The 12,135-nt window shown below is 69.2% G+C and carries 12 protein-coding genes; 4 read left to right on the top strand and 8 right to left on the bottom strand.

The features are described 5' to 3' along the window. Nucleotides 1-15: 15 nt before the first annotated feature. The gene (gene uvrC, locus AT701_RS15445; RefSeq protein ID WP_058126147.1) at nt 16-2,136 is read right to left on the bottom strand and encodes an excinuclease ABC subunit UvrC; all 2,121 of its coding nucleotides are present in this window, start codon (nt 2,134-2,136) and stop codon (nt 16-18) included. Nucleotides 2,137-2,186: 50 nt separating this feature from the next. Between uvrC and ggt the strand changes: the two genes are divergently transcribed. Next, the gene (ggt, locus tag AT701_RS15435) at nt 2,187-4,148 is read left to right on the top strand and encodes a gamma-glutamyltransferase (protein WP_371746407.1); all 1,962 of its coding nucleotides are present in this window, start codon (nt 2,187-2,189) and stop codon (nt 4,146-4,148) included. Beyond that, nucleotides 4,145-4,627: a GNAT family N-acetyltransferase gene (locus tag AT701_RS15430; protein ID WP_011728798.1), complete on the top strand. Its 483-nt coding sequence runs from the start codon at nt 4,145-4,147 to the stop codon at nt 4,625-4,627. The genes ggt and AT701_RS15430 overlap by 4 nt, the downstream gene beginning before the upstream one ends. A gap of 15 nt (nt 4,628-4,642) precedes the next feature. Here AT701_RS15430 and AT701_RS15425 read toward each other — a convergent pair whose 3' ends face one another. From AT701_RS15425 to AT701_RS15410, 4 genes are all read right to left on the bottom strand, one after another. Next, nucleotides 4,643-5,098: a PH domain-containing protein gene (locus tag AT701_RS15425; protein ID WP_162267868.1), complete on the bottom strand. Its 456-nt coding sequence runs from the start codon at nt 5,096-5,098 to the stop codon at nt 4,643-4,645. 14 nt (nt 5,099-5,112) lie between these two features. Beyond that, a complete protein-coding gene (gene ribH / locus AT701_RS15420) occupies nt 5,113-5,589 on the bottom strand; it encodes a 6,7-dimethyl-8-ribityllumazine synthase (protein ID WP_011728796.1) in 477 nt (158 codons plus the stop codon). After that, nucleotides 5,586-6,905 carry a bifunctional 3,4-dihydroxy-2-butanone-4-phosphate synthase/GTP cyclohydrolase II gene (locus tag AT701_RS15415; RefSeq protein WP_003894459.1) on the bottom strand — a complete coding sequence of 440 codons (1,320 nt, stop codon included), beginning with the start codon at nt 6,903-6,905 and terminating at the stop codon, nt 5,586-5,588. The genes ribH and AT701_RS15415 overlap by 4 nt, the downstream gene beginning before the upstream one ends. Before the next feature lie 120 nt (nt 6,906-7,025). Beyond that, a complete protein-coding gene (locus tag AT701_RS15410; RefSeq protein WP_003894458.1) occupies nt 7,026-7,625 on the bottom strand; it encodes a riboflavin synthase in 600 nt (199 codons plus the stop codon). Nucleotides 7,626-7,696: 71 nt separating this feature from the next. Between AT701_RS15410 and AT701_RS15405 the strand changes: the two genes are divergently transcribed. After that, nucleotides 7,697-8,407 (top strand): LppX_LprAFG lipoprotein, encoded by a 711-nt coding sequence (locus AT701_RS15405; RefSeq protein ID WP_003894457.1) that lies wholly within the window; start codon nt 7,697-7,699, stop codon nt 8,405-8,407. Further along, the gene (locus tag AT701_RS15400) at nt 8,407-10,107 is read left to right on the top strand and encodes an MFS transporter (protein ID WP_036462758.1); all 1,701 of its coding nucleotides are present in this window, start codon (nt 8,407-8,409) and stop codon (nt 10,105-10,107) included. The genes AT701_RS15405 and AT701_RS15400 overlap by 1 nt, the downstream gene beginning before the upstream one ends. A 12-nt stretch (nt 10,108-10,119) precedes the next feature. Here the strand turns inward: AT701_RS15400 and AT701_RS15395 are convergent, their stop codons facing one another. From AT701_RS15395 to rpe, 3 genes are all read right to left on the bottom strand, one after another. Next, nucleotides 10,120-10,305 carry a hypothetical protein gene (locus AT701_RS15395; protein ID WP_003894455.1) on the bottom strand — a complete coding sequence of 62 codons (186 nt, stop codon included), beginning with the start codon at nt 10,303-10,305 and terminating at the stop codon, nt 10,120-10,122. A 136-nt stretch (nt 10,306-10,441) separates the two neighbouring features. Beyond that, on the bottom strand, nt 10,442-11,443 hold the full coding sequence (gene ribD, locus AT701_RS15390; RefSeq protein WP_029104448.1) for a bifunctional diaminohydroxyphosphoribosylaminopyrimidine deaminase/5-amino-6-(5-phosphoribosylamino)uracil reductase RibD: 1,002 nt from the start codon (nt 11,441-11,443) through the stop codon (nt 10,442-10,444). Nucleotides 11,444-11,445: 2 nt separating this feature from the next. Continuing rightward, nucleotides 11,446-12,123: a ribulose-phosphate 3-epimerase gene (rpe, locus tag AT701_RS15385; protein WP_003894453.1), complete on the bottom strand. Its 678-nt coding sequence runs from the start codon at nt 12,121-12,123 to the stop codon at nt 11,446-11,448. Nucleotides 12,124-12,135: the final 12 nt, after the last annotated feature.

Below are 12,135 nucleotides of genomic sequence, written 5' to 3'. Positions count from 1 at the left end.
GGGTGACCACAGCCCTCATACCCGGTCCACCTGTTGTTCGCTCCCGTTCATCCGGGGCCCTGTTGCCCCTGTCGCGTGTCGATCATCCTCGATATCGGCGTCGGTTGCCGCCGAATGCGGGTCCGCGGGTGTTTGCGGGTCGCCGATCTCGTCTTGCGCCTCGGGCGCGGTGCCGTTCTGGGGCGCCACCCCCAGCGCCTCCTGCACGGCCCGCGCGGTGGCGACGCCGATGCCGGGCACCGCGGTGATCTCGTCCACGGAGGCCTCCTTGAGCCGGGCCACGGACCCGAAGTGCGCGACGAGCGCCTTGCGGCGGTGTTCGCCGAGACCGCGCACCGAATCGAGCGCGGAGGCCGTCATGCGCTTGGACCGCTTGCTGCGGTGATAGCTGATCGCGAACCGGTGGGCCTCGTCACGCACGCGCTGCAGCAGGTACAGGCCCTCGCTGTTGCGCGGCAGGATCACCGGGTCCGGCTCTGCAGGCACCCACACCTCTTCGAGCCGTTTGGCCAGGCCGACCACGGCGACGTCGTCGACACCGAGTTCCTCGAGGACCGCGGCGGCCGCGTTCACCTGGGGCGCACCGCCGTCGACGACGAAAAGGTTGGGCGGGTAGGCGAATCGGCGCGGACGCTGCTCGGCGCTGGGATCCGGCTGCGAGTCGGACGTGTGCCGCAGGAACCGGCGTCGCGTCACCTCGGCGATGGACGCGACGTCGTCGGACCGGCCGTCGCCTGCGGCCTCGCGGATCGCGTAGTGCCGGTAGTCGGATTTGCGGGGCAGCCCGTCCTCGAACACCACGAGCGAGGCCACCACATCGGTGCCCTGCACGTGGCTGATGTCGACGCACTCGATGCGCAACGGCGCGTCGGCGAGCCCGAGCGCCTCCTGAATGCTCTGCAGGGCTTCCGATCTCGCGTTGAAGTCGCCCGCGCGCTTGAGCTTGTGCTGCGCGAGCGCCTCCTGCGCATTGCGCTGCACGGTTTCGGCCAGCGCACGTTTGTCACCGCGCACAGGCACCCGCAGGCTCACGCGCGAACCGCGCAGCCCGGACAACCACGTGGCCAGCTCGTCGGCGTTGGGCGGCAGCACCGGCACCAGCACCTGCCGCGGTACGGGATTGGTCGCCTCGTCGCCGCCGGTGTCGCTGGCACTGCCGAGTTCGGCCTGCTCGCCGTAGAACTGGGTGAGGAACTGCTCGACGAGTTGTTCCTGGCCCGACTGTCCGAGGTCTGCGTCACCCGTCGCCGCAGGCTCCGAGGACTTCTCCACGATCCAGCCGCGCTGGCCGCGCACACGGCCGCCACGCACGTGGAAGACCTGCACCGCGGCCTCCAGATCGTCGTCGGCGAACGCGACGACGTCGGCGTCGGTGCCGTCACCGAACACCACGGCCTGTTTCTCCAAAGCCCGTTTGAGCGCCGAGATGTCGTCGCGCAGGCGCGCCGCGCGCTCGAAATCCAGTTGCTCGGCGGCGGCCGTCATCTGCTGCTCCATGTCCTTGGCCAGCCGGTCGGTCTTGCCGCCCAGGAAGTCGCAGAAATCGAGCACGATCTGCCGGTGCTGCTCGGCCGAGACCCGCCCCACACACGGCGCCGAGCACTTGTCGATGTAGCCCAGCAGACACGGCCGGTCGATCTGCTTGTGCCGCTTGAACACTCCCGCCGAGCACGTGCGCGCAGGGAAGACGCGGGTCAGCAGGTCGAGTGTCTCGCGGATGGCCCACGCGTGCGAGTACGGGCCGAAGTACCGCACACCCTTGCGCCGTGGTCCGCGGTACACCATGAGCCGCGGGTACTCCTCGTTGAGCGTGACGGCCAGCACCGGATAGGACTTGTCGTCGCGGTAGCGGACGTTGAAGCGCGGATCGAATTCCTTGATCCAGTTGTATTCGAGCTGCAGCGCCTCGACTTCGGTGGTCACCACGGTCCACTCGACGCTGCCCGCCGTCATCACCATCTGGCGGGTGCGCGGCGCCAGGCTGGTGATGTCGGCGAAGTACGACGTCAGCCGGCTGCGCAGGCTCTTGGCCTTGCCCACGTAGATGACCCGGCCGTGGGGGTCACGGAATCGGTAGACACCCGGCTCCACGGGTATCGACCCGGGCGCGGGCCGGTACGTCGCTGGATCGGGCACGGTTTCCAGGTTACTGCCGCGATCCGACGGAACTCCGCTACCGTCGAGGTGTGCGATTGCTGGGGTCCGCGCGTGCGGTCATCGCCCTGCTCAGTGGCGTCGTGCTGATCGCGTCAGGGTGCTCCGACGGCGCCGAACGCCCACGTCGGCCCGCCCCCGGCCCGTGCGAGATTGTGTCGAACGGCACACCCGTACCGAAAACCCCGGAATCACCACCGCCACCTCCCGGCGCGCCTGCCGGACGCGACATCGCGACGCAACCCGAGGTGGCCACGGGCTACCGCACCGACATGACCGCGGTGCGCACCGCGACGTACGCGGTGGCCACCGCGAATCCGCTGGCCACCGAGGCCGCGTGCAAGGTGCTGCGCGACGGCGGCACCGCCGCGGACGCCCTCATCACCGCACAGGCCGTGCTGGGCCTGGTGGAACCGCAGGCGTCCGGCCTCGGCGGCGGCGGGTTCCTGCTCTATCACGACGCCGCCACGGGCGCGGTACGCGCCTTCGACGGCCGCGAGACCGCACCGGCCGCGGCCACCGAGAACTACCTGCGATGGATCTCCGAGGCCGATCGCACCGAACCGAGACCCGATGCGCGCGCTTCGGGCCGGTCGATCGGGGTGCCCGGCATCGTGCGCCTGCTGGACGTGGTGCACCGCGAGTACGGCAAGAAGGCGTGGCGCGAACTGTTCGACCCCGCCGTCAACCTCGCCGACCGCGGCTTCGACATCAGCCCGCGCCTGGCCGCGGCACTGCTCGACGCCGCGCCCCAGCTTCGCCTCGATCCGGAAGCGTCGGCCTACTTCCTCAACCAGGACGGCACACCCAAGCGCGTCGGAACGCGGCTGACCAATCCCGCCTACGCGAAGACGCTTGGCGCCATCGCAACCGACGGCGCGGACGCGTTCTACACCGGCGACATCGCCCGCGCGATCGTCGCCGCGGCGGCCGACACGTCAGGCGGGCGCACGCCGTCGCTGCTCACCGAGAACGACCTCGCCACCTACACCGTCAAGACCCGCGACCCGCTGTGCACGACGTACCGGGGCCGCGAGATCTGCGGGATGCCACCACCGTCGTCAGGAGGCATCGCGGTGGCCGCCACACTCGGCATCCTCGAGCACTTCGCGATGAAGCAACACCGGCCCACCGACCTCGACCGCAACGGCGGACATCCCACGGTCATGGGCGTGCACCTCATCTCGGAGGCCGAGCGTCTCGCGTACGCCGACCGGGACCGCTACGTCGCCGACACCGACTTCGTCGCGCTGCCCGGTGGTTCCCCGAACACGCTGCTGGACAGCGCCTATCTGACCGGTCGGGCCGCACTGATCTCCGAGGACCGCACGATGGGCACCGCGCAACCGGGCAGCTTCGGACCACCGGTCACCGCGGCGCCGGTCCGCGAACACGGCACCAGCCAGGTCAGCATCATCGACAGCTTCGGCAACGCGGCCGCGCTGACCACCACCGTGGAATCGGCGTTCGGCTCGTTCCACATGGTCGACGGGTTCCTGCTCAACAACCAGCTCACCGACTTCTCCGCCGAACCGGTCAGCCCCGAGGGCACGCCGATCCCCAACCGGGTGGAACCCGGCAAACGCCCCCGCAGCACCATGGCGCCCACGTTGATCTTCGACCATGACGGCGGTGAACGCGGGCCACTGTACGCGGTCCTGGGATCGCCGGGCGGCTCGGTCATCATCCAGTTCGTCGTCAAAACCGTTGTCGGCCTTCTCGATTGGGGCCTCGACCCGCAGCAGGCGGTGTCGATGGTCGACTTCGGGGCCGCCAACACCCCCAAGACCAACGTGGGCGGCGAACACCCCAACGTCGACACGTCCGACAACGGCGATCACGATCCGCTCGTGCGCGGACTGCGCCGGCTGGGCCACGACGTCAACCTCGACGATCAGTCCAGCGGGCTGTCGGCGATCGCACGGACCGAATCCGGGTGGATCGGCGGTGCCGATCCACGCCGGGAGGGACTCGTGATGGGTGACCCGGGATGACGGGTACTCCGGTGACCGTGGATGTGATGCGGTTGACGCCCGCCGACTGGCGGCTGTTCTCGACGATCCGGCTGCGCGCGCTGGCCGACTCGCTGGGCGCCGACGACCCGCACTACCGCCAGGAGGCCAGGTTCACCGCGAGCCAGTGGCGCAGGCGACTGTGCGAACACGCGCAGTTCGCGGCCGTGATCGACGGGCGGGTGGCCGGCCTGATCGGCGCGCAGTACCAGAACCCCGACGCCATCTACCTGTATTCGCTGTGGGTCGATCCTTCGGCACGCAACTGCGGACTCGGCCACCGCCTGATCAGCGCCGCGGTGGCCTGGGCCCGGGACTGCCGCGTGCACACGATCCGCCTGCGCGTGGCCGCCGACAACACCGTGGCACGCAGCATCTACGAGGATCTGGGTTTCGGGGTGTGCGACGCGGGCAACGTCGCCGAGGCCCGCGAACTCGCGATGGCCCTGTCCGTCGGGTGACGCCGGCCGAAGGTGTCAGGCGGCCAGGTCGGGCCGGTAGCGCGCGACGAGTTCCCTGGCGCGGTCCATCGACTCCACCGCACGGACCCTGTCGATGGCCTGGATGGCCATCACCGCGACGTACTCGTCGTCGGGCAGATCGATCCGTGCCCACCGCGCACCCACCGGGAACGACAGGCCCACGACGTCAGACCACGGGATGAGCTTGTAGCCGAGGATGTTCCGCACCGCCATGCCGGACGGTCCGATACGCAGGCGCGGGCGCGCGAACATCAGTACGGCGCAGGCGATCACGGCGCCGAGCAGGGCGATGGCCACCTGATCCTCGGTGCGGAACACCACGCCCGTGGAGCCGACCTTGAGCAACGCGCCGACCACGACATGCGCCGCGAAGATGATCAGCGCCGCGCCGTAGGCGAAAATCGGTGTGCGGTAAGGCCTGATCTGCACGTCCCAGGTCTCGTCCGCCATCTGTGAGGCCATCGTCACGCGCGGCGCAATTCGCGCAGCGTCACGGCGGTGGACAGTGCCGCCGCGGCCGCCTGCGCGCCCTTGTCCTCGGTGGAACCGGGCAGACCGGCGCGTGCGCGGGCCTGCTCCTCGGTGTTGGTGGTCAGCACGCCGTTGGCCACGGGCGTGGCCTCATCCAGCGACACACGGGTCAGGCCCTGCGTGACGGCATCACACACATAGTCGAAATGCGGTGTCTCACCTTGGATCACGACGCCGAGGGCCACCACGGCGTCATGCGTCCGGGCCAGAGCCTGCGCCACGACCGGGATCTCGATGGCGCCGAGCACCCGCACCACCGTCGGGTCCGGGATACCGGCGTCGGCGGCGACCTTGCGCGCGCCCTCCAGCAGCGCGTCGCAGATCTCGGTGTGCCAGGTGCTCGCGACGATGGCCAGCGTCAGCGACGACGCGTCGATCTCGGGCAGATCGGGGACGCCGACGCCGCTCACTGCGCCCCGCCCGATTCCGTCGGCCTGCGGTCACCCAGCAGGTACACCGCCTCGTCGTAGTCGTCCATGCTCACCGCTTCGTCGTAATCGTCGAGGCCGACCAGGTCGTGACCCATCCGGTCGCGTTTGGTCATGAGGTAACGGATGTTCTCCTTGTTCGCCCGCACCGGCAGCGGCACCCGCTCGATGATGTGCAGGCCGTAGCCGTCGAGCCCCACGCGCTTGGCCGGGTTGTTGGTGAGCAGTCGCATCGACCGGATCCCGAGGTCCACCAGGATCTGTGCGCCGATGCCGTAGTCGCGGGCGTCGGCAGGCAGCCCGAGCTTGAGGTTCGCGTCGACGGTGTCCTCACCGGCGTCCTGCAGCTGATAGGCCTGCAGCTTGTGCATCAGGCCGATGCCGCGGCCCTCGTGTCCGCGCATGTACAGCACGACGCCACGGCCTTCGCGGGCCACCATCGCCATCGCGGCGTCCAACTGCGGCCCGCAGTCGCAGCGGCGCGAACCGAAGACGTCACCCGTGAGGCATTCCGAGTGCACCCGCACCAGGACGTCGTCGCCGTCGCTGCCCGGACCCGAGATCTCACCGCGCACCAGCGCAACGTGCTCGACGTCTTCGTAGATGCTCTTGTAGCCCACCGCGCGGAACTCGCCGTGCCGCGTGGGGATGCGCGCCTCGGCGATGCGCTCGATGTGCTTCTCGTGCTTGCGCCGCCACTCGATGAGGTCGGCGATGGAGATCAACGCGAGGTCGTGGTCGTCGGCGAACACGCGCAGTTCGTCGGTGCGCGCCATGTCGCCCTCGTCCTTCTGGCTGACGATCTCGCAGATCGCGCCCGCGGGCTGCAGGCCCGCCAGACGGGCCAGGTCGACGGCGGCCTCGGTGTGGCCGGGACGGCGCAACACGCCACCGTCCTTGGCGCGCAACGGCACCACGTGCCCGGGCTTGGTGAAATCGTCGGCGACGCTGCCCGGATTCGCCAGGGCGCGCATCGTGGTCGCCCGGTCGGATGCCGAAATGCCGGTTCCGACATCCTTTTTCGCGTCGACGGTGACGGTGTAGGCGGTACCGTGCTTGTCCTGGTTCACCGCGTACATCGGCAGCAGCCCCAGCCGGTCGCAGATCTCGCCGTCGAGCGGAACACACAGGTACCCCGACGTGTAGCGCACCATGAAGGCCACCAGTTCGGGCGTGGCCTTCTCGGCCGCGAAGATCAGGTCGCCCTCGTTCTCGCGGTCCTCGTCGTCGATGACCACCACGGCTTTACCCGCCGCGATATCGGCTATCGCCCTCTCGACGGAATCGAGCCTGGTCATAATCGCCACCTTGCCTGTTTCTTGCCTTTTCGAGGGCGGAAAACCGACGCCAGTTCCGACGGGAAGTCCGCGCTGCCGACTCCAGTATGAACCACCGGAAACGCGCCGTTACACCAGCTCTTACCGACCCGTACCCGACATCAGCCGCTCAACGTATTTCGCGATGACGTCCACTTCCAGGTTCACCGTCGTGCCCACCGGCGCCGTCCCGAGCGTGGTCAGCTCGCGAGTGGTCGGGATCAACGAAATCTCAAACCAGTCATCACCAATGGCAGAAACGGTCAGCGAGACACCGTCGACGGTGATCGATCCCTTCTCCACCACGTACCGCGAGAGCGCGGGCGGCAGCGCGATGCGCACCACCTCCCAGTGCTCGTGCGGCGTGCGCGAAATCACACTTCCGGTGCCGTCGACATGGCCCTGCACGATGTGTCCGCCGAGGCGGCTGTTGACGGCCGCGGCGCGCTCCAGGTTGACCCGGTCGCCCACGGCGACACCGGCCAGGCTGGACCGGTTGAGCGTCTCCCCCATGACATCGGCGGTGAACGCGCCGTCGGGCAATACGTCCACCACCGTGAGACATACGCCGTTCACCGCGATCGAATCACCGTGGCCGGCGTCGGCCGTCACCACGGGTCCGCGGATGGTCAGACGGGCGGAGTCGTCCAGTTCCGCCTTGTCGACCAGTACGCCCAGTTCTTCAACGATTCCGGTGAACACGCGACCAGAGTATTCAGTCGGCGGACCGTTGGAGAAAGCAGTTCGTCTGGGCGAGCCTCTACGATGCAGTTATGCAGACGCGCCCACGCTTCGCAGTCCAGTCCTTGTTCGCCATCCTTGCCACCGCTGCTGCGCTGGTCGCCGGGTGTTCGTCGTCATCGGAGACCTCCGACGCACCGCTTCCCGACGGTGCCGCGCTGCTCCAGGAGTCGGCGTCGAAGACCAAGACGCAGCAGAGCGTGCACCTGCTGCTGACGGTGCAGGGCAAGGTCGACGGGCTGCCCGTGGAGAAGCTCGACGGCGACCTGACCAACGCGCCTGCCGTGGCCGCGGAGGGCACCGCCGACCTGATCGCGTTCGGCCAGAAGATCGCCGACGCGAAGTTCGTGATCGCCGACGGCAATCTCTACGCGGCGCTGACGCCCGGCGATCCGCTGTCGAACTACGGTGCCGCGGCCAACATCTACGACGTGTCGGCGATCCTGAACCCCGACACGGGCCTGGCCAACGTGCTGGCCAACTTCTCCGACGCCACGGCCGACGGCCGCGAGTCGATCAACGGCACCGAGGCGGTCCGCGTGAAGGGCAACGTCAGCGCCGACGCGGTCAACAAGATCGCACCGGCGCTCAAGGCCGACGGCCCGGTGCCCGGCACCGCGTGGATCACCGAGGACGATCACACGCTGCTGCAGGCCCAGCTGGAGCCCACGCCGGGCAACAGCGTCACGATGACGCTCTCGGACTGGGGTAAGCAGGTCAACGTCACCAAGCCCGCGGCCTGATGCCGGGCGGGACTGCGGTGAGTTCCCGGGGCAACCGCAACATCGCGATCAGCGCGGGCAGCCTGGCGGTGCTGCTCGGCGCGCTCGACACCTACGTGGTGATCACGATCATCGTCGACATCATGGCCGACGTCGGCATCGCGATAAACCAGATCCAGCAGGTCACACCCATCATCACGGGGTATCTGCTCGGCTACATCGCCGCGATGCCGCTGCTGGGCCGCGCGTCGGACCGCTTCGGCCGCAAGATGCTCATCCAGGTGGGCCTGGCGGGCTTCGCGGTGGGCTCGGTGGTCACCGCGCTGTCGAGTGACCTGACGATGCTGGTGATCGGACGCATCATCCAGGGCTCCGCGAGCGGCGCCCTGCTGCCGGTGACGCTGGCACTCGCGGCCGACCTGTGGTCGGCCCGCAGCCGGGCCTCGGTGCTCGGCGGGGTCGGCGCCGCGCAGGAACTCGGCGCCGTGCTGGGTCCCATGTACGGCATCGCGCTGGTCTGGCTGTTCAACCACTGGCAGGCCGTGTTCTGGGTCAACGTGCCGCTGGCCGTCATCGCGATGGTGATGATCCACTTCAGCCTGCCCGCAAGACAACAGGTCGACGAGCCCGAGCGGGTCGACGTCATCGGCGGTGTGCTGCTCGCGATCGCCCTCGGCCTGACCGTCGTGGGTCTCTACAACCCCGAACCCGACGGCAAGCAGGTGCTGCCCAGCTGGGGGCTTCCCGTGCTCGCGGGCGCGCTCGTCGCGGCCGTCGCGTTCTTCGCGTGGGAGAAGGTCGCCAAGACCCGGCTGATCGACCCTGCCGGTGTGCGGTTCCGGCCGTTCTTGGCCGCGCTGGCGGCGTCGTTGTGCGCAGGCGCGGCGCTCATGGTGACGCTGGTCAACGTGGAGCTGTTCGGCCAGGGCGTGCTCGGCCAGGATCAGGACCACGCGGCGTTCCTGCTGCTGCGGTTCCTCATCGCGCTGCCCATCGGCGCCCTGATCGGCGGCTGGCTGGCCACCCGGATCGGTGACCGGCTCGTGGTGCTCATCGGTCTGCTCATCGCCGCGGGCGGGTTCGTGCTGATCTCGCACTGGAGCGTCGATGTCCTGGCCGATCGTCACAACCTGGGGCTGTTCACGCTCCCGGTCCTCGACACCGACCTGGCGATCGTGGGCCTGGGCCTCGGCCTGGTGATCGGTCCGCTGACCTCGGCGACGCTGCGGGCCGTGCCCGCGGCCGAGCACGGCATCGCGTCGGCGGCCGTGGTGGTGGCCCGCATGATCGGCATGCTGATCGGCATCGCCGCGCTGGGCGCGTGGGGCTTCTACCGGTTTAACCAGCACCTCGCGACGCTGGCGGCACGCGCGGCCGGAGACGCCGGCAGCCCGATGTCACTGGCCGAGCGGCTCACCGCGCAGGCCGTGCGCTACCGCGAGGCCTACGTGATGATGTACGGCGACATCTTCCTGAGCGCTGCGGTGGTGTGTGTCATCGGCGCCCTGCTGGGCCTGCTGATCAGCGGCAAGCACGAGCACGCCGAGGAGTTCGAACCGGCGTACGCCCCCACGTACGGCGGAGGCGGCGCCATCGACCCGTACGACGCAGGCGATGCCGACGATGCCCCCACCGAGATGCTGGATCTGCCGACACAGGTGCTCTCCGCACCGCCGTCGGACCCGGGCGACGAGCGGCCGGGGCGCCACCGGGCGCCCTGACGCGGGGAACTCTCAGCAGCGTTCGAGGCCGGGCTGCAGGCGCCGTGGTGTCTGGGGCGCCTGCGACTGCGGTGGTGCGTCGGTGCCGCGCGCGGGCAGCACAACCCGCAGCGGCGCGCACACGACGGCCCGGATGGTGCCGACGATGGCGTTGGGAGTTGATGGAGAGACGTTGAGCCAGCCCTGAAATGTGGTCACGCTCGTGTCCTTTGCTCGTGTTCATCTGGCGCATACGGCAGTGAACGCGCGTCTGGTACGAGTGTACCGAGAACAGGGCATGGTCGACGCTGTCCGATGGGCCCGCGTGAGGCAGTTAACTCGAACGCGGTCGCCCTCAGTTGGGGACCAGGCTCATCAGGACGTCCGGACCGATGGTCTGGACACAGTCGAACCGCCACCGCTGCGCGTGCGCGATGCTGGGCACGCCGACGTCGTCGACCGCGGTGATCGGTCCCCCGAGCAGGATCGGCGCCACATACGCCAGGATGCGGTTCACCACGCCCGCGCGCAGGAACGCACCGGCCAGCGTCGGGCCGCCCTCGAGCATGATGTCGGTGCGATCCGACAGCGCACGGAGCACCTCGTGCGGATCGTGCGTGCGGATCACCATGGTGCGCGAATCGTCGTTGAGCACGTTGGCATCCGAGGACACCTCGCGTCGTCCGACGACGACACGCAACGGTTGACGGTCGGCGAGGGTGCCGTCGGGCAACCGCGCGGTCAACGACGGATCGTCGACGAAGACCGTTCCGGTGCCCACCACGATGGCGTCGGCCGCCGCGCGTCTGCGGTGCACGTCCGCCCGCGCGGCCGCGCTGGTGATCCACTGGCTGGACCCGTCGGCGGCGGCGCTGCGGCCGTCCACGCTGGTCGCGAATTTCCATGTGACATGGGGCAATCCGGTGCGCTGCTTGTGCAGCCACTCACGCAGCGGCCCGCCGGCGACCTCGTCGGACAAGACACCCGAGGTGACCTCGATGCCCGAGGAGGCCATGCGCGCCGACCCGCCCGCGGCCACCGGGTTGGGGTCGGCAACCGCATACACCACACGCGAGATACCTGCTGCGACAAGGCCGTCCACACACGGCGGGGTGCGGCCGTGATGGTTGCAGGGTTCCAGGGTCACCACCGCGGTACCGCCCTCGGCGCGCTCGGCGGCCGCCCGCAACGCCATGACCTCGGCGTGCGGTCCGCCCGTGGGCTGTGTGCCCCCGACGCCTGCGACCTGGCCGTCGCGATCGAGGATCACCGCTCCGACAGGAGGATTGGGGTAGGTCGCGCCCTTGACCTGTTCGGCCTGATCGATGGCGAGCCGCATCGCGGCCTCGACCGAGATGCTCACAACGACAGGTGCTTCGAGGCTCCGGCCGCCTGCCTGCGCAGGGCCTCCACCGCCGCGGCGGGATCCTCGGCGCTGTACACCGCCGACCCGGCGACGAAACAGTCCACACCGGCCTCGGCGGCCTGCTCGATGGTGTCGGCGTTGATCCCGCCGTCGATCTCGACGACCACGGTCAGCTCACCCGAATCGACCAGGCGACGCGCGGTGGCCACCTTCGCCAGCACCTCGGGGATGAACTTCTGCCCGCCGAAACCGGGCTCGACCGACATCACCAGCAGGGTGTCGAACTCGCGGAGGATCTCCAGGTAGGGCTCCAGCGGGGTACCCGGCTTGACCGACAGACCGGCCTTGGCGCCCGCCGCCCGGATGTCACGGGCCACCGCGATCGGGTTGTCGGTGGCCTCGGCGTGGAACGTCACGTTGTAAGCGCCCGCCTCGGCGTAGCCGGGCGCCCACCGCTCGGGATTCTCGATCATCAGATGGCAGTCCATCGGGGTGTCGGTCACCTTGAGCAACGATTCGACCACCGGAAGCCCGAGCGTGAGGTTGGGCACGAAATGGTTGTCCATCACGTCGACGTGCAGCCAGTCGGCATCACCGACCGCCGCCACCTCGTCGGCCAGCCGCGCGAAATCCGCGGCGAGAATCGACGGCGCAATCAGGGGTTCTGCCATGCACGTCAGCCT

The sequence above is a fragment of the Mycolicibacterium smegmatis genome (assembly GCF_001457595.1).
Classification (GTDB): Bacteria; Actinomycetota; Actinomycetes; order Mycobacteriales; family Mycobacteriaceae; genus Mycobacterium; species Mycobacterium smegmatis.
Note: the sequence above shows the minus strand (reverse complement) of the source record. Positions and strands in the feature narration are given on the sequence as shown.

Excerpts from the sequence above, each read along its gene's own strand:
- AT701_RS15430 (WP_011728798.1), top strand. The coding sequence starts at position 4,145 with ATGACGGGTACTCCGGTGACCGTGGATGTGATGCGGTTGACGCCCGCC.
- AT701_RS15425 (WP_162267868.1), bottom strand. The coding sequence starts at position 5,098 with ATGGCGGACGAGACCTGGGACGTGCAGATCAGGCCTTACCGCACACCG.
- AT701_RS15415 (WP_003894459.1), bottom strand. The coding sequence starts at position 6,905 with ATGACCAGGCTCGATTCCGTCGAGAGGGCGATAGCCGATATCGCGGCG.
- AT701_RS15405 (WP_003894457.1), top strand. The coding sequence starts at position 7,697 with ATGCAGACGCGCCCACGCTTCGCAGTCCAGTCCTTGTTCGCCATCCTT.
- AT701_RS15400 (WP_036462758.1), top strand. The coding sequence starts at position 8,407 with ATGCCGGGCGGGACTGCGGTGAGTTCCCGGGGCAACCGCAACATCGCG.
- rpe (WP_003894453.1), bottom strand. The coding sequence starts at position 12,123 with ATGGCAGAACCCCTGATTGCGCCGTCGATTCTCGCCGCGGATTTCGCG.